Origin of the sequence: Streptomyces vilmorinianum (assembly GCF_005517195.1) — a bacterium.
Taxonomy (GTDB): domain Bacteria; phylum Actinomycetota; class Actinomycetes; order Streptomycetales; family Streptomycetaceae; genus Streptomyces; species Streptomyces vilmorinianum.
On sequence record NZ_CP040244.1, the window covers coordinates 2,857,761 to 2,879,464 of the forward strand.

Here is a 21,704-nt window from a genome sequence, read left to right on the forward strand (position 1 = left end):
CGGGCCGGCCGTGCGAGGCCGGTCGCCGGCCTCCGTACGCGGGGCGCTGTCAGGACATTCGAGTAGCCTTTCCCCGGAGAGAGACACGGGAAACCACTCTCAGGGTGATTATCACTCGGCGTGCCGAGTGTGGCGATCGTTGACGCACCCCGAGTGACTGCCTACCTTCGTGTGGGCAGGTCAAGGACGGAGGGTCGGCGTGATGAGCAGCGGCGACGGTACGGCAGGGGGCACCCTCGGGCGCGCGCCCGGGGAGAGCGGTCCGTATCCGCTTCACGGCAGGGTGGGCGACTCCGGTACGGCGGACGCGCGTGCGGGCGAGGACGCGGCGGCCGGCACTGACACGGTGGGATACCGCGGTCCGACCGCGTGCGCGGCGGCCGGGATCACCTACCGTCAGCTGGACTACTGGGCGCGTACCGGGCTCGTCGAGCCGAGTGTGCGGCCCGCGTACGGATCCGGGACGCAGCGGCTCTACAGCTTCCGTGACGTCGTCGTTCTCAAGATCGTCAAGCGTTTCCTGGACACCGGGGTCGCGCTGCAGAACATCCGGGCCGCCGTGCAGCATCTGCGGGCCCGCGGCTTCCGCGATCTGGAGCGGATGACCCTGATGAGCGACGGCGCGACGGTGTACGAGTGCTCCTCGCCCGACGAGGTCGTGGATCTGCTCCAGGGCGGGCAGGGCGTCTTCGGGATCGCGGTGGGCGTGGTCTGGCGCGATGTCGAGGCGGCGCTCTCGCAGCTCCACGGCGAGCGCATCGACACCGGTGAGACGCTCATCGGACACAACCCGGGCGACGAGCTCGCGCGGCGGCGGCGCGACCGGGCTGTCTGAGCCGTCTGAGCCGTCTGAGCCGTCTGGGCGCACGGAGCGCACGGAGCGCTGGGGCGCGCCCGTACGCGGGTGCGAGTCGATTGTCAGTGGCGTAGGGCAGCATCGGAGATGTGAGAGCCGCGCCGACGATTCTGCATCTCGACATGGATGCCTTCTTCGCGGCCGCCGAGCAGGCGGCGAAGCCGAGTCTGCGCGGAAAACCGGTGGTCGTCGGCGGGCTTGGGCCGCGCGGGGTCGTGGCCACGGCCTCGTACGAGGCCCGGCGCTTCGGGGTCCACTCGGCGATGCCGATGGCGCAGGCGCGGCGGCTGGCTCCGAACGCCGCCTATCTCGTGCCGCGCTTCGCGTTCTACCGATCGATCAGCGAGCAGGTCATGGAACTGCTCGGACGGCTGTCGCCGCTGGTGGAGCCGCTGAGCCTGGACGAGGCCTTCGTGGACCTGGCGGCCGGGGGTGTGGCGGAGGACAGCGCGGGCGCGCGGGCGGCCGGTGAGCGGCTGCGCAGGGACATTCTCGCCACCACGGGGCTGACGGGGTCGGTGGGGCTCGCGGGGTCGAAGATGCTCGCGAAGATCGCCTCCGAGGAGGCCAAGCCGGACGGGCTGGTGCTGATAGAGCCGGGGACCGAGCGGGGGCTCCTGGGGCCGAAGTCGGTGCGGATCCTGCCGGGGGTCGGGCCTGCGACCGGGGAGCATCTGCGGCGCGCCGGGATGACGACGGTGTCGGACCTCGCGGAAGCGGGCGAGGACGAGCTTGTACGGCTGCTTGGGCGGGCGCACGGGGCGTCCCTGTACAAGATGGCCCAGGGGTACGACGACAGGCCCGTGGTGGCCGAGAGGGACGCGAAGTCGGTCTCGGTGGAGGACACCTTCGACGTGGACCTGCACGACCGCGTGCGGATCCGGATCGAGGTGGAGCGGCTGGCGGAGCGGTGCGTGGCGCGACTGCGGGGGTCGGGGCACTCGGGGCGCACGATCGTCCTGAAGGTGCGGCGCTTCGACTTCTCGACGCTGACGCGCTCCGAGACGCTGCGGGGACCCACGGACGATCCCGTGGTGGTGCGGGAGGCGGCGGGGCGGCTGCTCGAGGGGGTGGACACGACGGGTGGGGTGCGGCTTCTGGGGGTGGGGGTGAGCGGGCTCGCCGACTACACGCAGGAGGATCTGTTCGCCCAGGCGGTGGAGCCGGCGGCGCGGTCCGTGGAGGAGGCGCCCGAGCCGGAGACCCCCGAGCCGGAGGCGCCGGCCGAGCGGAGGTGGGCGCCCGGGCACGACGTACGGCATGCCGTGTACGGGGCCGGGTGGGTGCAGGGGAGCGGGGTCGGGCGGGTCACCGTGCGCTTCGAGCAGCCGGGGTCGGCGCCGGGGCGGGTGCGGACGTTTCTCGTCGACGACCCGGAGCTGGAGGCGGGGGAGCCGCTGCCGCTGGTGGGGGGCGGGGGTGATGAGGCGGCGGTCGCCTAGTGGCGGTCGCCTAGTGAGGCGCCCGGCCTTCGGCCGGACAGCGCCGTCGGCGGCCGGCCGTCAGCCCTCCTCCTGGCCCGCCAGGCGGCCGAAGTCGCGGTCCGGGGGCGGCGGGGGGAGGGCGATGTTGTAGTGGCGGTAGAGCTGGAGCTCCTGCTCGGGGGAGAGATGGCGGCCCACGCCGAAGTCCGGGGCGTCCTTGATCAGGGCGCGTTCGTACGGGACGTGGAGACCGTCGCCGGCGAGTTCGCTCGGCTCCAGGGGGACGAACGCGTCCCGGCCGAAAAGGCCCGTGCGGACCGCTGCCCACTCGGGGACGCCCGTCGCGTCGTCCAGGTACACCTCGTCCACGGTGCCGATCTTGTGTCCATCGCGGTCGAACGCCTTGCGGCCGATCAGGCTGCGCGGATCGATGTCGGTCTGCACGGTCCCTCCACATGGTCGCAACTGCTCTACAAAGACTACGAAAGTGCACATCTGGGATGTCGGCCACTTGAGCGATGTGAACCGGAACCGCGCTGGTAGGCTGGCTATGGCTGTCGACCCTGTGCGGGAGAGTCCTCCGGAGAAACCTTTCGGAGGCGCCGAAGGAGCAAATCCTCCCCGGAATCTCTCAGGCACCTGTACCGCACGGACGAGGTCACTCTGGAAAGCAGAGCGGAGGCCCGACGGCATCCGCTCTCACCGACGGTGAAAACCGGCGAGCCCCTTCGGCATGCCGGTGAAGCTCTCAGGTTGAGATGACAGAGGGGGAGGCCGTCCGGGTACCCGCGCCGTGGTGCCCCTCGCAGGTCGTGACGACCAGGAGGCCTCCGTACATGACCGCCAACCGTATTCCGCTCTCCGAACTCGAACAGGGCATCCCGTTCGAGCAGCGGCACATCGGGCCCGACGCCGAAGCCCGGGCCAAGATGCTCGCGCAGGTCGGCTACGGCTCCCTCGACGAGCTCACGGCCGCCGCCGTGCCGGACGTGATCAAGAACGCCGAGGCGCTCGGCCTGCCCGCCGCCCGCACCGAGGCCGAGGTCCTCGCGGAGCTGCGTGAGCTCGCCGACCGCAACCAGGTCCTCGCCCCGATGATCGGCCTCGGCTACTACGGCACCTTCACGCCGCCGGTCATCCTGCGCAACGTCATGGAGAACCCCGCCTGGTACACGGCGTACACGCCGTACCAGCCGGAGATCTCGCAGGGCCGCCTGGAGGCGCTGCTCAACTTCCAGACCATGGTCGCCGACCTCACCGGTCTGCCCACCTCCGGCGCCTCCCTCCTCGACGAGGGCACCGCCGCCGCCGAGGCCATGGCGCTCTCCCGTCGCGTCGGCAAGGTCAAGAACGGTGTCTTCCTCGTCGACGCCGACGCCCTGCCGCAGACCGTCGCCGTCATCGAGACCCGCGCCGAGCCGACGGGTGTCGAGGTCGTCGTCGCCGACCTGAGCGCGGGCATCCCCGCCGAGGTCGCCGAGCGCGGCGTCTTCGGTGTGCTGATCCAGTACCCGGGCGCCTCCGGTGCCGTACGGGACATCAAGCCGCTCATCGACCAGGCCCACGAGCTCGGCGCCGTCGTCACCGTCGCCGCCGACCTGCTCGCGCTCACCCTGCTCACCTCGCCCGGCGCCCTCGGCGCCGACATCGCCGTCGGCACCACCCAGCGCTTCGGTGTGCCCATGGGCTTCGGCGGTCCGCACGCCGGCTACATGGCCGTCCAGGACAAGCACGCCCGTTCCCTGCCCGGCCGCCTCGTCGGTGTCTCCGTCGACGCCGACGGCAACAAGGCGTACCGCCTGGCCCTGCAGACCCGCGAGCAGCACATCCGCCGCGAGAAGGCCACCAGCAACATCTGCACCGCGCAGGTGCTGCTCGCCGTCATGGCCGGCATGTACGCCGTCTACCACGGCCCCGACGGCCTCAAGGGCATCGCGCAGCGCACCCACCGGTACGCCGCGATCCTCGCCGCGGGCCTGAAGGCCGGCGGTGTGGAGGTCGTCCACGGCAGCTTCTTCGACACCGTCACCGTGCGCGTGCCCGGCAAGGCCGCCGAGGCCGTCGCCGCCGCCCGCGAGGCCGGTGTCAACCTGTACCTCGTCGACGCCGACCACGTGTCGGTCTCCTGCGACGAGACCACCGGCCGCGCCCAGCTCGCCGCCGTCTGGGGCGCCTTCGGTGTCGACGCCGACATCGAGGCCCTCGACGCCGCCACCGAGGACACGCTGCCCGCCGGCCTGCTGCGCTCCGACGCGTACCTCACCCACCCGGTCTTCCACGCGCACCGCTCCGAGACGTCGATGCTGCGCTACCTGCGCAAGCTCGCCGACCGCGACTACGCGCTCGACCGCGGCATGATCCCGCTCGGCTCCTGCACGATGAAGCTGAACGCGACCACCGAGATGGAGCCGGTGACCTGGCCCGAGTTCGGCCAGATCCACCCCTTCGCCCCGGTCGAGCAGGCGCAGGGCTACCTCACGCTCATCACCGAGCTGGAGGAGCGTCTCGCCGAGGTCACCGGCTACGACAAGGTGTCGATCCAGCCCAACGCCGGTTCGCAGGGCGAGCTGGCCGGTCTGCTGGCCGTCCGCGCCTACCACCGCGCCAACGGCGACGAGCAGCGCACCGTCTGCCTCATCCCGTCCTCCGCGCACGGCACCAACGCCGCCTCCGCGGTGATGGCCGGCATGAAGGTCGTCGTCGTCAAGACCGCCGACGACGGCGAGGTCGACGTCGCGGACCTGCGCGCCAAGATCGAGCAGTACCGCGACGAGCTGTCCGTGCTGATGATCACGTACCCGTCCACGCACGGTGTGTTCGAGGAGCACGTCGCCGACATCTGCGCCGAGGTGCACGAGGCCGGCGGTCAGGTGTACGTCGACGGTGCCAACCTGAACGCGCTCGTCGGTCTGGCCAAGCCGGGCAAGTTCGGCGGCGACGTCTCGCACCTGAACCTGCACAAGACCTTCTGCATCCCGCACGGTGGCGGCGGCCCGGGCGTCGGTCCGGTCGGTGTGCGCGCGCACCTCGCGCCGTACCTGCCGAACCACCCGCTGCAGCCCACCGCGGGCCCGGAGACGGGCGTCGGCCCGATCTCGGCCGCCCCGTGGGGCTCGGCCGGCATCCTGCCGATCTCCTGGTCGTACGTGCGTCTGATGGGTGGCGAGGGCCTCAAGCGCGCCACGCAGGTGGCCGTCCTCGCGGCGAACTACATCGCCAAGCGCCTGGAGCCGCACTACCCGGTGCTCTACACCGGTCCGGCCGGTCTGGTCGCCCACGAGTGCATCGTCGACCTGCGCCCGCTGTCCAAGGAGACCGGCGTCAGCGTCGACGACATCGCCAAGCGTCTGATCGACTACGGCTTCCACGCGCCGACGATGTCGTTCCCGGTGGCCGGCACGCTGATGATCGAGCCGACCGAGTCCGAGGACCTCACCGAGCTCGACCGCTTCTGCGACACGATGATCGCGATCCGCGGCGAGATCGAGAAGGTCGCGTCGGGCGAGTGGCCCGCCGACGACAACCCGCTGCACAACGCGCCGCACACCGCGGCCGCGCTGGGCGGCGAGTGGAACCACCCGTACACGCGTGACGAGGCGGTCTTCCCGGCCGGTGTCTCGGCCGCGGACAAGTACTGGCCGCCGGTCCGCAGGATCGACGGGGCGTTCGGCGACCGCAACCTGGTCTGCTCCTGCCCGCCGCTGGACGAGTACGACAACTGAGCATGAGTCAGGGCCGGTTCGGAGGATTCCTCCGGGCCGGCCCTTGTCGTGCGCTTCGTGTGCCTCGTGTGCCTCGTGCGGTCAGGCGGCGGTCGTCACCCGGCCCGCGGTCAGCGGGCGGTGCGGGGCGATGATCTGGCCGTCCGGCAGCAGTTCACCGGTGTCCTCGAAGAGCAGGACGCCGTTGCACAGCAGGCTCCAGCCCTGCTCCGGGTGGTGCGCCATCAGGCGGGCCGCCTCCCGGTCGGCGGAGTCGGCGGTGGGACAGGCAGGCTGGTGCTGGCACATGGATGGGTTCTTTCGCTGCGTCGTGGTGAGTGTCGTCCTGCGGCTCGGTGCGGTACTCATGGCCGCCCCCCGTTGTCGGTTCGGTAGGTCCAGTGTTCCCCCACGGACATCGATCCGCAGGTATTTCACGGCAGCTCTTCCTACTGCATGAAGACGTATCACCCGCGCGAGCGGTTCAGCTCAACTGGGCGGTCTTTTCGGATGGTTCGGGGTAGCCCTGGTGGGCTAGTCCGTACGGGGAGGGGTGTTCGACGCCGCCGTTCGGACAGAACTGCGCCCCGCGGCCGGGTCGGCGGCCGCGGGGCGGGGGTGCGCGTGAGGTGGATCAGGCCGGCGCCGGAGTGCCGAAGAGCGGCGGCGGCGCGAGGCGCAGGGTGAGGACGGGCAGCAGGTCGGCGACCCGGTGGGGGCGGTGGGCCGCGATGCCCGGAGGCGCGGGGGCGAGCGGGATCAGCAGGTCGGCCGGGTCGGGCGAGGACGATGCTCCGTCCGCCGTGGTGTCCCCGTGGAGCCAGAGCGTCAGCATGTACAGCTGCGGGACGGAGAGCAGGCGCGGCTGGTACGGCGTGGACAGTGTCTCGGCCTGGAGCAGGGCGCGCTCGGTGGCAGTGACGTACGGGCCCTCGAAGAAGTGCGAGAAGGACCAGCCGTCCGGGGTGAGCATGGTGTCGGCGGCGGCGACGGCCCGGTCCGTGCCCCGGATCAGGAAGCGCCAGCCGACGAGCCGCGTGCGCGGTGCCTGGCCGGGCGGGAGGGACTGGTCCCGTACGACCTGGTCCCGAACGTCGAGGATGTGGACGGGCAGGGGCAGTTCGGGGCTGAGCGGCCCCGGGGCGGACCGGAGGGCGGGCGTTCGTGCCTCACGGACGGCGGTGGGGGAACCGAGGGCCGCGAGGACACTGCGCAGGGCCGGCGCGGGGGCCGGAGAGGGTCGGAGCATGGTGGGTCGCCTCTCACTCAGGAGACACGGTGATGCGTGGGCAGGTACGACGGCGCTGTGGGCTGCCGGGCCTAAGGGGCCATGAAGCCATGGCCGGGCGCCAACACTCTGCCTCGTTCGCGGAGTTTATACGAGACGTGTTCACGCAGTGTTTCCACTAGCGGTCTCCGATATTGCGAGCAAGACGTCATCCGGCCTTGTTGCGGCGGCGATTCGCGGTATTTGGGGCGAGGGCCCATCGCCTGCCTGCGGCTTCTCCATCGATGCGGACGGCCGAATATCGACCCCATGCTTTCGATGAATATCGCCGTGGAATATGTCCTTTGCCGATTGCCCTCGGGATGTGCCGGGCGGTTGCTCAACCCAGCCTATCGTTCAACGGGGGTGGTCCGCAGGCGTTATGGATCAGTGGGCTGGGCATCATCGTCCGTGACGCGCGCGGCCGTCGCCGTGGCCGCCCAATCGTGGGAGGGACCCTTCGATGGGGGAGAAGGTCGTGGCAGACGGGTTCGACCTGTCCGATCGGCAGAGGTACCGCCGGAAGCTCCAGCAGTGTCTGGCGGGGCTCGCGAGGCTCCTGGCGGAGAAGCGGTTCGACCGACCGCGGAATCTGATGGGCCTGGAGATCGAACTCAATCTCGCGGGCGCCGACGGTATGCCCAGGATGGTGAACGGAGCCGTTCTTGAGCGGATCGCGAGCCCTGATTTCCAGACCGAACTCGGAATGTTCAACCTCGAGGTGAACATCGCTCCGCACCGCCTCGACGGTCATGTTTTCGATCGGCTCGCGGAAGAGCTCAGAACCGGTCTTGGATATGCCGACCGCAAGGCCCGCGAAGTCGACGCGGGTGTCGTCATGATCGGAATACTGCCCACGCTCGCGCAGGACGATCTCGTCTCCGAGAATCTCTCGGCCGTCGACCGCTACACCCTTCTCAACGACCAGATCGTGGCCGCCAGGGGTGAGGATTTCGCGCTCGACATACAGGGCGTGGAGCGGCTCACATGCACGTCCACGTCGATCGTGCCCGAGGCGGCCTGCACCTCCGTGCAGCTGCACCTCCAGGTCACGCCGGAACGGTTCGCCGCGGTGTGGAACGCGGCGCAGGCCGTGGCGGCGGTCCAGATCGCCGTGGGAGCGAACTCGCCGTTCCTCTTCGGCCGGGAGCTGTGGCGCGAGTCCCGCCCGCCGCTGTTCCAGCAGGCCACGGACACCAGGCCGCCGGAGCTCCAGGCCCAGGGCGTGCGGCCGCGCACCTGGTTCGGGGAGCGGTGGGTCGATTCCGCGTACGACCTCTTCGAGGAGAACCTGCGGTACTTCCCCGCGCTGCTGCCGATCTGCGACGAGGAGGACCCGCTCCTGGTCCTCGACCAGGGCGGTGTGCCACGGCTGCAGGAGCTCGTCCTGCACAACGGCACGGTCTACCGCTGGAACCGTCCGGTCTACGGCTGGGTCGACGGGGTGCCGCACCTGCGGGTGGAGAACCGGGTGCTGCCGGCCGGTCCGACCGTCACCGACGTCGTCGCCAACGCGGCCTTCTACTACGGGCTCGTACGGGCGCTCGCCGAGGATCCCCGGCCGGTGTGGAAGCGGCTGCCGTTCGAGGACGCCGCCGCGAACTTCGACGCGGCCTGTCGCCACGGCATCGAGTCGGAGCTGCGCTGGCCGCGGCCGGGGCGCTCGGGCGGGGTGGCGAGCGTGTCGGCCGTACGCCTCGTCCTCGACGAGCTGCTGCCGCTGGCCGCGGCGGGGCTCGACGCCTGGCACGTCGAGCCGGCCGACCGGGACTTCTATCTCGGTGTGATCGAGGGGCGCTGCCGCGGGCGGGTGAACGGGGCCTCCTGGCAGGCCGACACCTTCCGCCGGGCCCGGGAGTCCGGCCTTGACCGGGAGGCGGCGCTGGCGGCCACCACCCGCCGGTACGCCGAGCTGATGCACGGCGGCGAGCCGGTGCACACGTGGCCGGTGGGGATCGGCTAGCGAGCGGCCGCGGGGCTCGTGCCGGGCTCCCGTGCCCGGCACGAGCCTCACGGCCTCCACGAGGCGGAATGGCGCACGCCCCGGCCCGTCACGCATGATCTCCGTACCCGGAAGCGATGGGGAAGTGGAGACTGGTGTGGTGTCGGAGCAACGAGTGGTCGCCGATTCGTTTCCCCCGGGCGGCCTGCCACGCAGGGTCCTGCGATCCGAGACGCTGATCGTCCTGGCGCTCTCGCTCGGCGCCAGCGCGGTGTCGTCCCTCATCAGCTTCATCGGCTCGCTGACCAAGCCCGGCGGGTTGAAGGAGCAGGCGGCGACGCTCAACGGTTCGTACGCGCCCGGGCGGCCGTGGCTCGATCTGGCCTGGCAGCTCTTCGGCATCGCCACCGCGCTCGTGCCCGTCGTGCTCGTCGCCCATCTGCTGCTGCGCGAGGGCGCGGGGATGCGGGCGATCGGTTTCGACCGGACGCGCCCCTGGCCGGACCTCGGGCGGGGCGCCCTGGTCGCGGCCGGGATCGGGAGCGCCGGGCTCGCGTTCTACCTGGTGGCGCGGGCGTCCGGGTTCAATCTGACCGTGGTGCCCGAGTCGCTGCCGGACGTGTGGTGGAAGTACCCGGTCCTGATCCTGTCGGCGGTGCAGAACGCCGTACTGGAAGAGGTCATCGTCGTCGGCTATCTGCTGCGCCGGCTCGGGCAGTTGGGGTGGACGCCGATGGCGGCGCTGGTGGCGAGCTCGGTGCTGCGCGGTTCGTACCACCTGTACCAGGGGATCGGCGGCTTCGTCGGGAACGTCGTGATGGGCGTCGTCTTCGTGCTGCTCTACCGCCGCTGGGGGCGGGTGGGGCCGCTGGTGGTGGCGCACTCGCTGCTCGACATCGTGGCCTTCGTCGGGTACGGGCTGCTGGCCGGGAAGGTGGACTGGCTGCCCACCGTGTAGGCCACCGAAGGACGGAAGGACTGTAAGGACGGAAGGGGCGTACGGCGACGGCCGTACGCCCCTTCGGCGTGTGCGGGCTCAGGCGTTCAGCTCGCCGTCGATGACCGTCACCGCGTGGCCGGTGAGCAGGGTGCGGTCGCCGCGCAGCCGGGTGCGGACCATGCCCGTGCGGGCGCCGCCCTGGAAGCCGGTCAGGTCGTCGCGGCCGAAGCGCGCGGACCAGAACGGGGCGAGCGCGGTGTGCGCGCTGCCGGTGACCGGGTCCTCGTCGATGCCGAGGCCCGGGAAGAAGCCGCGTGAGACGAAGTCGTAGCCGCGATCCGGCCGTTCGGCCGCGGCGGTGGCGATGACTCCGCGCTCGGAGTACTGGACCAGGGCCGCGAAGTCGGGTGTCAGGGAACGGACGGTGGCCTCGTCGCGCAGCTCGACGACGAGGTCGCCGATGTGGGCGGCGGTGTCGTGGACGGAGACGATCTCGGCGCCCAGCGCCTTGGCCAGGCCGTCGGGGGCCGGGACGGGGGTCAGCGACGAGGTCGGGAAGTCCATCGTCAGGGTGCCGTCCTCCTCCGCCGTGGCGCTGAGGATGCCGCACCGGGCGGCGAACCGGACGGTCCCTGTCGCGGCGCCCGTCGTGTGCAGGACGTGGGCGGTGGCCAGCGTGGCGTGGCCGCACATGTCGACCTCGGTGGTCGGGGTGAACCAGCGCAGGGCCCAGTCGGCCTCCCCGCCGGGCGGCAGCGGGTGGGCGAAGGCGGTCTCGGAGAGGTTGACCTCGGCCGCCACCTGCTGAAGCCAGCGGTCGTCGGGGAAGGAGTCGAGGAGGAGGACCCCTGCCGGATTGCCGGAGAAGGGGCGGTCGGTGAAGGCGTCGACGATTCGGATCCGCATGCCCCGGACCGTACCGGGGCGGTAAAGCCGCAGGCCAAGGCCAATCTCGGATGACTGGACCGGTTGAAGGTCGACGGCAGGTCGACGGCAGGCCGACGGGAGGTCGACCGATGCTTGGCAAACGAAGTGTTCCGATATATCGTTGAGGCATCGCGACAGTTCAACGATGCATACCCGATGGAAGGAGCGTTGCGATGCGTTCACATGGACATGACCACGGACACGGGCATGGAGACTGCGGACCCGGCCCTCGCGGTCGGGGAGGCTTCGGTGGTGACTTCGAGGGGCGGCGCGCCGCCTTCGGGTCGTTCGGGCCGGGCTTCGGTGGCGGCGGACCGTGGGGCGGAGGCCCCTTCGGGGGTGGGCGCGGTCGCGGCGGCGGCCGGGGCAGGGCGCGGCGCGGGGATGTGCGCGCCTCGATCCTCACGCTGCTGAAGGACCGCCCGATGCACGGCTACGAGATGATCCAGGAGATCGGCGAGCGCAGCGGCGGGGCGTGGAAGCCGAGCCCCGGATCCGTCTACCCGACCCTCCAGCTCCTCGAGGACGAGGGGTTGATCACCAGCGTCAGCGAGGGCGGCAAGAAGCTGTTCACGCTCACCGACGCCGGCCGCACCGAGGCCGAGTCGGGGCCGGAGGCTCCCTGGGAGGAGGCCGGGCGCGGGGTCGACTGGGACGCACTGAACGAGGTCCGGCAGGCCGGCTTCGGTCTGATGGAGGCGTTCGGGCAGGTCTGGAAGACCGGTAGCGCCGAGCAGCGGGACAAGGCCGTCGAGGTCATCAACGAGGCCCGCAAGAAGCTGTACCTGATCCTGGCCGACGAGCACTGAGTGCCCGCATGCCGAGGGGCCTGTGGCGATCGCCACGGGCCCCTCCGCGTCTCACGTGCCGTGCGGCTCAGGCCACCAGGCCGGCCAGCTTGCGCAGGGACTCGTTCAGCGCCGCGGTGGCCGAGTCCTTCAGCTTGCCCGCCATGAGCGAGACCGCCGCGCCGGTGAACTCGCCGTCGATCCGCACCGTGGTGGCATCGCCGTCCGCCGCGAGCGAGTAGCGCGTACCGACATTGACCCCCATAGGGCCCTTGCCCCTGATGGCCAGCACCCGCGCGGTCTCCAGCTCCTCGACCGTCCAGGTCACCTCGGCGGGGAAGCCCATCAGCTTCATGTTCTCCGCGAAGGTGGCGCCTGCCTCCAGTGAGGCCGGACCGCCGTTCGGGAAGCTGGTGTGCGTGGCGTTCCACTCGCCGTACGAGGTGAAGTCCGTCAGCTGCGCCCAGACCTTCTCGGCCGGCGCCTCGATCCGTGCCTCCGCGCTGACTTCGGCCATGCGACCACCCCTTCACGCGTTCACGTGTACTCGTACTCGTCGGGCTTCGGTGTCGACGGAACGTAGCCGTACGGCCGCGAACATTCAATACTGATGAACCGTCAGTTCTTCGATGTCGCCGATCCACCACATCTGGGCCGCGTCGAACCAGTCGGAGGCCCGCGGCCCGCCGCCCTCGTCGTGGCAGTGGAACGCGGCCCAGAAGAGATCGGCCGGCAGCGCTTCCCGCGGTGCGTACACGCGGTAGACGTACTGCCGCCCGTCGAGTGCGAGCAGGGCGACCATCCAGAACATGACCAGGAGACGAAACGGGAGCGCGCCGTGGTTGCATTCGGGGCGCAAAGCAAGGCGGCGCGCGCGCCCCTCGGGGGCGAATGGACGCAATCTCCTCCGTAAGGAGGAGGGGCCGCTCGCCCGTGCCCAACTCCGGTGGGATGCGCACATGCTCCTCGCCGGGGATGTTCCGGTCGCCGGAGGCTGATGAGGTGGGAGGGTGCACAGTCCTGTTCCCCGCGTGCCCCACCAGCCCGCAGCCCGCCGCCCGGAGATCCAGCTCGGCCGGCTCACCGCCGAACTCGCGACGGTCGTGGCGAGCGCGCGCCGTCGGGCCCTGCGCGACGGGGACCGGCAGATCGACACCGCCCATCTGCTGCACTCGCTCATCGAGTCGGACCCGGAGGTCGGCGCCGCCTTCGAGGGCGGGCCGCAGCTCGCGCGCGTGCTCGGCTATCTCGTCCAGCGCTCCATCGGATACGGCCTGCGCTGGCAGGGCTCCGTCGAGGACTCCGGCACCCTGGCCGTCGTACGGGACGCCGATCCGGCGGCGGACGGCTGGTCGCCCGCCGCGGCCGCCGCGATGGCCCGTGCCTGGGAGCGGGCCGCGCTGCGCGGCGATCCCCGCGCGCGTGGCCTCGATCTGCTGGCCGTGATCGCCGCGGATCCGGAGTGCAGGGCCGTCGAGGTGCTCGGCCGGGCGGGGGTCGATCCGCTCGTTCTGGCCGACCGGATAGGGGTGCTGTCTCAACAGGTGTAACGGGGGTTACGCACCTGACGCCGTCCTGTCATGATGGCGCGATGCACGCGTCTCAGGGGAGAAGCGCCGGCCTGGGACTCGCCCTGGCCTCGGCCTTCGCATTCGGTGGTTCAGGTGTGGCGGCGAAGCCGCTCATCGAGGCGGGACTCGACCCGCTCCATGTGGTGTGGCTCCGGGTGGCCGGCGCCGCCCTCGTCATGCTGCCGGTGGCCTGGCGCCACCGCGACCTGCTGCGCCGCAGGCCCGCCCTCCTCGCGGGCTTCGGCCTCCTCGCCGTCGCCGGCGTCCAGGCCTTCTACTTCGCCTCGCTGTCCCGGATCCCCGTCGGCGTCGCGCTGCTCATCGAGTACCTCGCCCCGGCCCTCGTCCTCGGCTGGGTCCGCTTCGTCCAGCGCCGGCCGGTCACCCGCGCCGCCGCGCTCGGCGTCGTCCTCGCCGTCGGCGGCCTGGCGTGCGTGGTCCAGGTCTGGTCGGGGCTCAGCTTCGACCTGCTCGGACTGCTCCTCGCGCTCGGCGCCGCGTGCTGCCAGGTCGGCTACTTCGTCCTCTCCGACCAGGGCGGCGACGAGTCCGACCCGGCCGACCCGCTGGGCGTCATCGCGTACGGACTGCTCTTCGGCGCCCTCGTCCTCACCGCCGTCGCCCGGCCGTGGGGGATGGAGTGGTCGGTGCTCGGCGGCAGCGCGGACATGAACGGCACGAGCGCGCCCGCCTGGCTGCTGCTCGGCTGGATCGTGCTGATCGCCACGGTCCTCGCCTATGTCACCGGAGTCATCTCGGTGCGCAGGCTCTCGCCGCAGGTGGCCGGTGTCGTCGCCTGTCTGGAGGCCGTGATCGCGACCGTGCTGGCGTGGATGCTCCTCGGCGAGCATCTGGCGGCGCCGCAGATCATCGGTGGCGCCGTGGTCCTGGTCGGCGCGTTCATCGCCCAGTCGTCGACGCCCAAGGCGGCCTCGGCGGAGCCCGTGGCCGGGTCCGGGCAGGGCGCGCGCGAAACCGAATTGTCGGCCGGCCAGGCCACCCCGTAGGGTCACGGCCATGCATGCGACCGTCCTTCCGCCTCCCGCCGCCTAGGCGCGGGCGGCGCTCTCCCTGACGAAGACCGGGCTCGGGCAGTCCCCGAGCGGCTCGTCGCTGCCCGCGTGCGGAGCCGAGCGACCACACCACCCCGTCTTCACACGGAGAAGCACGTGTCGAATTCCTCCTCCGCGTCCGCGGCAGCCATGCCTGCCGTCGGGCGGAGTCTCCTCTTCCTGATCGTCGCCGGGATCGCCTGGGGCACTGCGGGCGCCGCGGCCTCGCTGATCTTCCGGGTCAGCGACCTGGGCCCGCTGGCGCTGTCCTTCTGGCGCTGCGTCGGCGGCCTCGCGCTGCTGCTGCCCGCGCTGATGCTCCGGAACCGGGGCCGTACCCGTACCGCGGCGGCCGTCGAGCCCCGCCGGCGGCGGCTGATCCGCATCCTCGGTACAGGGATCGGGCTGACCGCCTTCCAGAGCGCGTACTTCGCCGCCGTCGAGGCCACCGGGCTCGCGGTCGGCACCGTCGTCACCCTCGGCGCGGGCCCCGTCCTGATCGCGCTCGGCGCCCGGTTCACCATGGGTGAACGGCTCGGCCGCGGAGGCGCGGCCGCGGTGGCCGGGGCGCTCGCGGGCCTCGCGGTCCTCGTCCTGGGCGGCGACCGCGGCGAGGTCAGGCCGCTGGGCGTGGCCCTCGCGGTGCTCTCCGCCGCCGGGTACGCGGCGATCACCCTGCTCACCCGCCGGCTGGGCCGCGACGGCGGCGGCCCGGACGCCCTGTCGACGACCACCTGGGCCTTCGCGGTCGGCTCGGTCGGGCTGCTGCCGATGGCGGCCGTCGAGGGACTGCTCCCGCACACCGCCCAGCCCGCGCAGGTGCTCGGGCTGCTGGTGTACGTGGCGGCGGTGCCGACCGCGCTGGCGTACGCGCTGTACTTCGCCGGTGCGGCGGTGGTCCGTGCGGCGACCGTCTCCGTGATCATGCTCCTGGAGCCGGTGAGCGCGGCGCTGATCGCCGTCACGGTGCTGGGCGAGGAGCTCACCGCCGCGACCGTGGTGGGCACGCTGCTGCTGCTCACCGCGGTGACCGGCCTCGCCTTCGCGGAGGCGAGGGCAGTGGCGGTGCGGCGGCGGGAGGCGGTGGCGTAGACGGCCGCGGGCTGGTGGGGGGGCCGGTGGGGGTGTGGGCCGGTGGGGGTGTGCCCCCCCGATCCTCCCCCCCCGATCCTCCCCCTCGGGCTTCGCCCTACAACCCCCTACCGGCGGCGGCGGAGTTGGTGGGCGCGGGCGGCGCTGTCGCCCGGGCCCTGGCGCTCGGCGAGGTGGTCCGCGACGCGGTTCTGGACCGACTGCGGCTTGTTGCCCGCGTACTTGAACTTCGCCCGCACGTCGGTCACCTCCAGACGCAGCACCCTGAGACCCGACAGGAGGCGGCCGAAGGGGGCCTCGCCCGGGCATACCGGCGCGGTGCCGCCCTCCGGCTGGAAGTGGGCCACCTGGCGGTTGAGAAGCTCTGCCTTCTCCGTCGGGTCGTCCACCACGTGTGCGGTGCAACGCAGTTGGACGGCCGCGTAGTACGAGGTGGGAGTGCCGTGCTCGGACGGAACGCCCTCAGGGGCCGTCCAGTGGCCCGGTACGAAGACGTAGTCGTCGACCACGCTCAGCAGGACCGTGGGGTTCTCGTCCAGGGCCCGCCACAGTGGGTTGGGGCGGGCGAGATGGGCGAGCACCTGCCCGTACGGACCGGGCTCGGAGTCGTACCGGAAGTGCATCGGCTGGACCCACGGCGGCTCTCCGGGCAGTCCGTTGACGGCGAGCTGGCCGAAGTCGTGACGGGCCAGCCAGTCGCGCCACTCGCCGGTGTCGTGGGCGGCGTCCCAGGGGTGGATCAGCATGGCGCGGCCCTCAGATGACGGAGAGGTAGTCGGGCAGGGCGAGGGCCGGGTCGAGGTCGTCGGCCGGGATGGGTGTGCCGTACCGCCGGCGCACCGGGACCACTCCGGACCAGTGGGGGAGGGTCGCGTCCTCCGGCTCGTCGTTGGGGCCGCCGGTGCGGACCTTCGCCGAGACCTCCTCCAGGTCGAGGCGCAGGACGGCGGTCGCGGCCAGCTCCTTGGCGTTGGCCGGACGGGAGTCGTAGGAGCGGCCGGGGACGACGTGGTCGACCAGGGCGTCGAGGGCGGTGCGCAGCTCCTCGGGGTCGGTGACCTGGTGGGCGGTGCCGTGGACCACGACGGAGCGGTAGTTGATCGAGTGGTGGAAGGCGGACCGGGCCAGGACCAGGCCGTCGACGTGGGTCACGGTCAGACAGACGGGCAGCCCGGGGGCCTCGTCGCCCGTGCCCGCCGTGCCCGCCGTGCCCGCCGTGCCCGCCATGCGCAGCGGGCGCGAGCCGGTGGAGCCGTGGACGTAGAGGCGGTCGCCGATCCGGCCGTAGAGCGTCGGGAGCACCACGGGGGCGCCGTCGCGGACGAAGCCGAGGTGGCAGACATACGCCTCGTCGAGTATCGAGTGCACCAGCGCGCGGTCGTACGAGGCGCGGTGGCGGGAGCGGGTGGGGATGGTCCGCTCGGTCGGCTCGTAGGAATCCGTCATTGCGCTCTCCATTGCACTAGTGCATAATCTGTTTTGTGCTAGGAGAGTATCGGATCGAAGGCCGTCGCGCATCGGACATCGCCGCCAGCGTCGAACGCGGGGTGGGTTCGGGTGCGCTGGAGCCCGGCCAACTGCTGCCGCCGATGCGGGAGTTGGCGGTGACGCTCGGAGTGAACCCGAACACGGTCGCCGCCGCGTACCGGACGCTGCGGGAACGCGGGGTCATCGAGACGGACGGACGGCGCGGCAGCAGGGTGCGGCCGAGGCCCGCCACGACGGCCCGTGGCTCGATTCGGGTGGAGGCTCCGGCCGGCGTACGGGACGTGAGCAAGGGCAACCCGGACCCGGCCCTGCTGCCGGCCCTCGGCGAGGCGCTCGCCGAGGCCGCGCGGCACGAGGCCGAGCGGCCAGGGATGTACGGAGAGGCCCCTGTCGACGAGGAGTTCGCCCGGCTCGCGCGCGCCGCGCTCGACGCGGACGGGGTTCCCGGCGGGCCGGTCGCGGTCACCTCCGGGTCGCTGGACGCCGTGGAGCGGGTCCTCGCGGTCCACCTCAGGGCCGGTGACGCGGTCGCGGTCGAGGACCCGGGGTGGGGGAGCCTGCTCGACCTCGTTCCGGCGCTCGGACTGCGGCCGGTGCCGATCGCGGTCGACGACGAGGGGCCGCTGCCGCAGGCCGTCGAGCGGGCGCTGAGGGACGGCGCCCGGGCGGTGATCGTCACCGACCGGGCGCAGAACCCGACCGGCGCGGCCGTGAGCGCGGCCCGCGCCGCCGAACTGCGCGAGCTGCTCGCCGGTCACCGGGACGTGGTGCTCATCGAGGACGACCACGGCCACGGCATCGTCGACCTGCCGCTGCACCCGCTGGCGGGGGTGACCGACCACTGGGCGATGGTGCGTTCGGTCGCCAAGGCGTACGGGCCGGACCTGCGGATCGCGTCGCTGACCGGCGACGCCGAGACCGTCGACCGGGTCCTCGGGCGTCAGCGGCTCGGCCCCGGCTGGGTCAGCAGGCTCCTGCAGCGCGCGGTCGCGCATCTGTGGGCGACGGGCGCCGTGGACACGGCGGCGGTCGCGGGCTCGTACGCGGAGCGGCGCGACGGGCTCGTACGGGCGCTGCGGCGGCGAGGCGTCGAGGCGCACGGGCGCAGCGGGATGAACGTGTGGGTGCCGGTCTCCGACGAGACGGGCGCGGTGACGCGCCTGCTGGGCGCGGGCTGGGCGGTGGCGCCGGGCGCCCGGTTCCGGATGAACGCGGGGCCGGCCGTCCGGCTGACCGTCTCCGGCCTGACGGTGGCCGACGTCGAAGATCTGGCCGACGCGGTCGCGGGGGCGGCGGGGCCGGCGCCGGCCCGGAGCTACGGCTGAGGGCGGTCCGGGGCATCGCCGGGGCGGTGCCCCGGCTGCACCCCGGCGCCGTGATCCGTACCGTGCGGTCACGGCCTCCTGGTGACGCCCCGCCTGCGGCGGTGCGGGCGGCGTCGGGATTGTCCAGCGGTCGGGTGCCCGACACCCGGCGATGAGGGTTCCGGCCCCCGCTGGTCGCAGGCTGCGGCGCGTGCGGTCTCCTACGGGACGGGCCGCCGGTCGCCGGTCGGCGGCCCGGCGAGGGTGAGGGCCGCGCCCCCGGCCCCGGGCTTTGCGGACCGTCTCGCCCGCCGAGGCGGGCCGGAGCCGGTCCAGTGGTCGCGTGCCCGACACTCAGCGATGAGGGTTCCGGCCCCTGCTGGTCGCAGGCTGGGGCGCGTGCGGTCTCCTGCGGGACGGGCCGCCGGTCGCCGGTCGGCGGCCCGGCGAGGGTGAGGGCCGCGCCCCCGGCTCCGGGCTTTGCGGACCGTCTCGCCCGCCGAGGCGGGCCGGAGCCGGTCCAGTGGTCGCGTGCCCGACACTCAGCGATGCGGGTTCCGGCCCCGAGCCGGCCGCAGGACCGGCACGTGTGCGGTCTCCTACGGGACGGGCCGCCGGTCGCCGGTCGGCGGCCCGGCCAGGGTGTGAGGGCCGCGCCCCCCGTCGCGAGCTTCGCGGACCGTCTCGCCCGCCGAGGCGGGTCGGAGCCGGGCCCAGTGGGCGGGCGACCGACGGCCGGCGATGCGGGTTCCGGTGCCCAGCTTCCCGCCTGGTCCGCTACGAGTGGCGGGCCGCAGGGCGGCGGCTCGGTGGGGGTGTCGCGGGCTCCGTGGCTGGGGCGCCGGACGCGCGGATCGCTGCCGCCTCCGCTCCGGCTGCCGTCGCGCGGCGTGGCCCCCGGGTCTGGGTCAGGGCCGCGCCCGCGAGGACGATCACGGCGCCGACCGGGGTGTTCCAGGCGAGTTGTTCGTCGAGGACGGCGACGCCCGCCGCCGTGGCGATGACCGGGATGAAGTACGTGACCATCGCCGCCGTCGTCGGGCCGACCTCGGCCACCACCCCGTACTGCAGCAGCATCGCGTACCCCGTGCCCAGCGCCCCCAGGGCGATCACGGCGAGCAGCGGAACGATCTCGACCGTGGACGGGAGCGAGGTGAACAGGGGAGTCACCACCGCCAGTTGCAGCGTCGCGAGGCCCACCTGGGTGCCCGCGAGCGAGAGGTTCGACGCGCCGGTGCCGGTCAGCGTGCGGCGGACGTAGATCCAGCCCACCGCGTAGCTGAAGGAGGCGAGCAGGGCCATCGCCGTGCCGGTGACGTCGAGGCCCGAGAAGCCCTGCCAGGCGCCGAGCACGGTCAGCACCCCGATGAAGCCGATGCCCAGGCCCGCCGCACGCACGCGTGTCGGACGGTCCTCGGAGAGCGCGACCAGTGAGAGGACCATGCCCCACAGCGGCGTCGTCGCGTTGCAGATGCCCGCGAGCGTCGAGGGGATGGTCAGCTCGGCGTACGAGAAGAGCGAGAACGGCAGCGCGTTCAGCAGGAACGCGGCCACCGTCAGATGGAGCCAGGTGCGGCGGCCGCGCGGCAGCCGCTCGCGCTTGACCGCCATCGCGACGGCCAGCACCGCCGTACCGAACAGAAGACGGCCGAAGGTCACCTGGAACGGCGCGAACCCCTCCGTACCGACCTTGATGAAGAGGAAGCTGAAGCCCCAGATCAGGGCCAGCACACCGAAACGGATGCGCCAGTCGAGCATGCGGGGCCGACGGGCGGCGGGAGGGGAGTCGGGGCTCATGACATTCAGGGTGACGGCTTCAATCTCTTAGAACAAGCGAGATTAATTGAATCCGTTCCCTTAGCATTGCTTACATGTTGAATCTGGAGCGCCTGCGGACCCTGGACGCCGTCGCACGCCACGGATCGGTCAGCGGAGCCGCCGACGGCCTGCACGTCACCACCTCGGCCGTCTCGCAGCAGCTGTCCAAGCTGGAGCGCGAGGTCGGCCAGCAGCTGCTCGCCAAGAACGGCCGGGGCGTACGGCTCACCGACGCCGGCCTGCTCCTCGCCGAGCACGCGGCGCGCATCGTCTCCCAGGTCGAGCTCGCCCAGGCGGACATCGAGGCGCAGCGCGGACAGGTGGTGGGCGAGGTGCGGATCGCGGCCTTCCCCACGGCGGCCCGCGGACTGCTGCCCGGAGCCCTCGCCGCGCTCCGCACCGACCACCCCGACCTGCGCGTGAGAACCGCCGAGCTGGAGCCGGAGCAGGGTATCCGAGAGGTGCTGCGGGGCGATGCCGACCTCGCGCTCGTCCTGGACTGGAGCAACAAGCGGGCGCCCGTGCCGGGCGGGCTGGAGCGGGCCCACATCCTCGACGACGCCGCGGACGTCGCCCTGCCCTCGGGCCACCCGCTGGCGGCGCGCGACGAGGTGGACCTGGTCGACTTCGGCGACGACGAGTGGGTGTCCTGGCCCGAGGGCGAGTTCTGCCACGACTGGCTGATGTTCACCCTGCGCTCGCAGGGCATCGAGCCGCGCATCTCCCATTTCGTCGGGGAGCACCACACCCAGCTCGCGCTGGTCGCCGCCGGGCTCGGCGTGTGCGTCACCCCTCGGCTCGGCCGCGGCCTCGCACCGGAGGGCGTCGCGTTCGTCCCCGTACGGCAGAAGATGCGGCGGCACATCTACGCGACCTGGCGCTCCGACGCCGACCGGCGCCCCTCGATCAGGGCGGCGGTCGAGGCGCTCCGCGGTGTGGGACGGCCGCTGAGCAGCTGACAGGGGCCTCTCAGGGGCTCAGAGGCCGGCCAGTTTGCGGAAGTCCCAGGACGCGACGGCGTCCGGGGTCAGCTTCAGCCAGGCGTGCCGGCCGTCGTGCGGCATCGCGTCCAGACCGAAGTTCTTGGCGGCGAAGAGCCGCTCGGGGACGTCGAGTTCGGGACACGGCTCACCGGTGCGCGGTGCCTCGCCGACGAAGACCGCGGTGCCCGACAGCTCGGCGCCGCGCAGCTCCCCGTACTCCTCGCCGTCGTCCACCACCACCGCGATCCGGGGGTCGGCGCGCAACTGGGCCCAACGACGGCTCCTGGTGATCGAGTAGAGCCAGAGCGAGGTCCCGTCCCAGACGAACCAGAGAGCGCCGACATGCGGCCGGCCGTCGGCGGAGACCGTGGCGACCCGGCACGTGCGCTGCTCGGTCAGGAAGGTGTCCAGCTCGGCCGGGGTCATCATGATCCGGCGTCCGCGGCGCTGTGCGACGGTCATCGGCCGCCCCCTTCTAGAATTCTGATGATGTGTCAGAAAGCATGGGGGCACTTCCCTCCTGGGGCAAGGGTGGCTAACGTCCTCCGCCC

At 72.3% G+C, this 21,704-nt stretch carries 21 protein-coding genes and 1 riboswitch; of the genes, 11 read left to right on the forward strand and 10 right to left on the reverse strand.

The genetic code is table 11. From position 1 onward, the window contains the following. The first annotated feature begins 202 nt into the window (after positions 1-202). Both FDM97_RS13395 and FDM97_RS13400 read left to right on the forward strand, forming a co-directional pair. The gene (locus FDM97_RS13395; RefSeq protein WP_175439107.1) at positions 203-835 is read left to right on the forward strand and encodes a MerR family transcriptional regulator; all 633 of its coding nucleotides are present in this window, start codon (positions 203-205) and stop codon (positions 833-835) included. A gap of 110 nt (positions 836-945) precedes the next feature. Continuing rightward, positions 946-2,298 carry a DNA polymerase IV gene (locus FDM97_RS13400; protein ID WP_137990632.1) on the forward strand — a complete coding sequence of 451 codons (1,353 nt, stop codon included), beginning with the start codon at positions 946-948 and terminating at the stop codon, positions 2,296-2,298. Between the two features lie 60 nt (positions 2,299-2,358). Here the strand turns inward: FDM97_RS13400 and FDM97_RS13405 are convergent, their stop codons facing one another. Continuing rightward, positions 2,359-2,724, reverse strand: coding sequence for a PRC-barrel domain-containing protein (locus FDM97_RS13405; protein ID WP_175439108.1), 366 nt, complete (start codon positions 2,722-2,724; stop codon positions 2,359-2,361). Between the two features lie 114 nt (positions 2,725-2,838). Continuing rightward, a riboswitch (glycine riboswitch) is annotated at positions 2,839-2,937 on the forward strand. Positions 2,938-3,116: 179 nt separating this feature from the next. On the opposite strand from FDM97_RS13405, the gene gcvP reads away from it, so the two are divergent. Continuing rightward, the gene (gcvP, locus tag FDM97_RS13410; protein ID WP_137990634.1) at positions 3,117-6,002 is read left to right on the forward strand and encodes an aminomethyl-transferring glycine dehydrogenase; all 2,886 of its coding nucleotides are present in this window, start codon (positions 3,117-3,119) and stop codon (positions 6,000-6,002) included. Between the two features lie 81 nt (positions 6,003-6,083). Here gcvP and FDM97_RS13415 read toward each other — a convergent pair whose 3' ends face one another. Then, the gene (locus tag FDM97_RS13415) at positions 6,084-6,290 is read right to left on the reverse strand and encodes a DUF5999 family protein (RefSeq protein WP_137990635.1); all 207 of its coding nucleotides are present in this window, start codon (positions 6,288-6,290) and stop codon (positions 6,084-6,086) included. A 325-nt stretch (positions 6,291-6,615) separates the two neighbouring features. Further along, on the reverse strand, positions 6,616-7,230 hold the full coding sequence (locus tag FDM97_RS13420) for a hypothetical protein (RefSeq protein ID WP_137990636.1): 615 nt from the start codon (positions 7,228-7,230) through the stop codon (positions 6,616-6,618). A gap of 481 nt (positions 7,231-7,711) precedes the next feature. On the opposite strand from FDM97_RS13420, the gene FDM97_RS13425 reads away from it, so the two are divergent. Continuing rightward, positions 7,712-9,211 (forward strand): glutamate-cysteine ligase family protein, encoded by a 1,500-nt coding sequence (locus FDM97_RS13425; protein WP_137990637.1) that lies wholly within the window; start codon positions 7,712-7,714, stop codon positions 9,209-9,211. Positions 9,212-9,350: 139 nt separating this feature from the next. Then, a complete protein-coding gene (locus FDM97_RS13430; protein WP_137990638.1) occupies positions 9,351-10,148 on the forward strand; it encodes a CPBP family intramembrane glutamic endopeptidase in 798 nt (265 codons plus the stop codon). A 78-nt stretch (positions 10,149-10,226) separates the two neighbouring features. On the opposite strand, the gene FDM97_RS13435 is transcribed toward FDM97_RS13430, so the two are convergent. Next, positions 10,227-11,036 (reverse strand): PhzF family phenazine biosynthesis protein, encoded by an 810-nt coding sequence (locus FDM97_RS13435; protein WP_137990639.1) that lies wholly within the window; start codon positions 11,034-11,036, stop codon positions 10,227-10,229. A gap of 194 nt (positions 11,037-11,230) precedes the next feature. Here FDM97_RS13435 and FDM97_RS13440 point away from each other — a divergent pair, with 194 nt between their 5' ends. Continuing rightward, positions 11,231-11,866 (forward strand): PadR family transcriptional regulator, encoded by a 636-nt coding sequence (locus FDM97_RS13440; protein ID WP_137990640.1) that lies wholly within the window; start codon positions 11,231-11,233, stop codon positions 11,864-11,866. Between the two features lie 67 nt (positions 11,867-11,933). On the opposite strand, the gene FDM97_RS13445 is transcribed toward FDM97_RS13440, so the two are convergent. Continuing rightward, positions 11,934-12,362 carry a type II toxin-antitoxin system Rv0910 family toxin gene (locus FDM97_RS13445; RefSeq protein ID WP_137990641.1) on the reverse strand — a complete coding sequence of 143 codons (429 nt, stop codon included), beginning with the start codon at positions 12,360-12,362 and terminating at the stop codon, positions 11,934-11,936. A gap of 84 nt (positions 12,363-12,446) precedes the next feature. Then, the gene (locus FDM97_RS13450; protein ID WP_137990642.1) at positions 12,447-12,656 is read right to left on the reverse strand and encodes a hypothetical protein; all 210 of its coding nucleotides are present in this window, start codon (positions 12,654-12,656) and stop codon (positions 12,447-12,449) included. A 199-nt stretch (positions 12,657-12,855) separates the two neighbouring features. Here FDM97_RS13450 and FDM97_RS13455 point away from each other — a divergent pair, with 199 nt between their 5' ends. The 3 genes from FDM97_RS13455 to FDM97_RS13465 all read left to right on the forward strand — a co-directional run bounded on the left by FDM97_RS13455 (position 12,856) and on the right by FDM97_RS13465 (position 15,560). Beyond that, positions 12,856-13,395, forward strand: coding sequence for a Clp protease N-terminal domain-containing protein (locus tag FDM97_RS13455; RefSeq protein ID WP_137990643.1), 540 nt, complete (start codon positions 12,856-12,858; stop codon positions 13,393-13,395). Between the two features lie 41 nt (positions 13,396-13,436). Then, on the forward strand, positions 13,437-14,423 hold the full coding sequence (locus tag FDM97_RS13460) for an EamA family transporter (protein WP_137990644.1): 987 nt from the start codon (positions 13,437-13,439) through the stop codon (positions 14,421-14,423). A gap of 162 nt (positions 14,424-14,585) precedes the next feature. Then, complete coding sequence (locus FDM97_RS13465) at positions 14,586-15,560, forward strand: DMT family transporter (protein ID WP_137990645.1); 975 nt, start codon at positions 14,586-14,588, stop codon at positions 15,558-15,560. Positions 15,561-15,667: 107 nt separating this feature from the next. On the opposite strand, the gene FDM97_RS13470 is transcribed toward FDM97_RS13465, so the two are convergent. Both FDM97_RS13470 and FDM97_RS13475 read right to left on the reverse strand, forming a co-directional pair. Continuing rightward, a complete protein-coding gene (locus FDM97_RS13470; RefSeq protein ID WP_137990646.1) occupies positions 15,668-16,306 on the reverse strand; it encodes an FMN-binding negative transcriptional regulator in 639 nt (212 codons plus the stop codon). Positions 16,307-16,316: 10 nt separating this feature from the next. Continuing rightward, positions 16,317-17,006 (reverse strand): pyridoxamine 5'-phosphate oxidase family protein, encoded by a 690-nt coding sequence (locus FDM97_RS13475; protein WP_254705576.1) that lies wholly within the window; start codon positions 17,004-17,006, stop codon positions 16,317-16,319. 35 nt (positions 17,007-17,041) lie between these two features. Here FDM97_RS13475 and FDM97_RS13480 point away from each other — a divergent pair, with 35 nt between their 5' ends. Beyond that, the gene (locus tag FDM97_RS13480; protein WP_137990648.1) at positions 17,042-18,373 is read left to right on the forward strand and encodes an aminotransferase class I/II-fold pyridoxal phosphate-dependent enzyme; all 1,332 of its coding nucleotides are present in this window, start codon (positions 17,042-17,044) and stop codon (positions 18,371-18,373) included. Between the two features lie 756 nt (positions 18,374-19,129). Here the strand turns inward: FDM97_RS13480 and FDM97_RS13485 are convergent. Further along, positions 19,130-20,149 (reverse strand): DMT family transporter, encoded by a 1,020-nt coding sequence (locus FDM97_RS13485; RefSeq protein ID WP_137990649.1) that lies wholly within the window; start codon positions 20,147-20,149, stop codon positions 19,130-19,132. Between the two features lie 74 nt (positions 20,150-20,223). On the opposite strand from FDM97_RS13485, the gene FDM97_RS13490 reads away from it, so the two are divergent. Further along, on the forward strand, positions 20,224-21,129 hold the full coding sequence (locus FDM97_RS13490; RefSeq protein WP_137990650.1) for a LysR family transcriptional regulator: 906 nt from the start codon (positions 20,224-20,226) through the stop codon (positions 21,127-21,129). An 18-nt stretch (positions 21,130-21,147) separates the two neighbouring features. On the opposite strand, the gene FDM97_RS13495 is transcribed toward FDM97_RS13490, so the two are convergent. Beyond that, positions 21,148-21,615 (reverse strand): pyridoxamine 5'-phosphate oxidase family protein, encoded by a 468-nt coding sequence (locus FDM97_RS13495; RefSeq protein ID WP_137990651.1) that lies wholly within the window; start codon positions 21,613-21,615, stop codon positions 21,148-21,150. Positions 21,616-21,704 lie beyond the last annotated feature (89 nt).

Excerpts from the sequence above, each read along its gene's own strand:
- FDM97_RS13395 (WP_175439107.1), top strand. The coding sequence starts at position 203 with ATGAGCAGCGGCGACGGTACGGCAGGGGGCACCCTCGGGCGCGCGCCC.
- gcvP (WP_137990634.1), top strand. The coding sequence starts at position 3,117 with ATGACCGCCAACCGTATTCCGCTCTCCGAACTCGAACAGGGCATCCCG.
- FDM97_RS13415 (WP_137990635.1), bottom strand. The coding sequence starts at position 6,290 with ATGTGCCAGCACCAGCCTGCCTGTCCCACCGCCGACTCCGCCGACCGG.
- FDM97_RS13420 (WP_137990636.1), bottom strand. The coding sequence starts at position 7,230 with ATGCTCCGACCCTCTCCGGCCCCCGCGCCGGCCCTGCGCAGTGTCCTC.
- FDM97_RS13425 (WP_137990637.1), top strand. The coding sequence starts at position 7,712 with ATGGGGGAGAAGGTCGTGGCAGACGGGTTCGACCTGTCCGATCGGCAG.
- FDM97_RS13435 (WP_137990639.1), bottom strand. The coding sequence starts at position 11,036 with ATGCGGATCCGAATCGTCGACGCCTTCACCGACCGCCCCTTCTCCGGC.
- FDM97_RS13440 (WP_137990640.1), top strand. The coding sequence starts at position 11,231 with ATGCGTTCACATGGACATGACCACGGACACGGGCATGGAGACTGCGGA.
- FDM97_RS13445 (WP_137990641.1), bottom strand. The coding sequence starts at position 12,362 with ATGGCCGAAGTCAGCGCGGAGGCACGGATCGAGGCGCCGGCCGAGAAG.
- FDM97_RS13450 (WP_137990642.1), bottom strand. The coding sequence starts at position 12,656 with ATGTTCTGGATGGTCGCCCTGCTCGCACTCGACGGGCGGCAGTACGTC.
- FDM97_RS13460 (WP_137990644.1), top strand. The coding sequence starts at position 13,437 with ATGCACGCGTCTCAGGGGAGAAGCGCCGGCCTGGGACTCGCCCTGGCC.
- FDM97_RS13470 (WP_137990646.1), bottom strand. The coding sequence starts at position 16,306 with ATGCTGATCCACCCCTGGGACGCCGCCCACGACACCGGCGAGTGGCGC.
- FDM97_RS13475 (WP_254705576.1), bottom strand. The coding sequence starts at position 17,006 with ATGACGGATTCCTACGAGCCGACCGAGCGGACCATCCCCACCCGCTCC.
- FDM97_RS13485 (WP_137990649.1), bottom strand. The coding sequence starts at position 20,149 with ATGAGCCCCGACTCCCCTCCCGCCGCCCGTCGGCCCCGCATGCTCGAC.
- FDM97_RS13490 (WP_137990650.1), top strand. The coding sequence starts at position 20,224 with ATGTTGAATCTGGAGCGCCTGCGGACCCTGGACGCCGTCGCACGCCAC.
- FDM97_RS13495 (WP_137990651.1), bottom strand. The coding sequence starts at position 21,615 with ATGACCGTCGCACAGCGCCGCGGACGCCGGATCATGATGACCCCGGCC.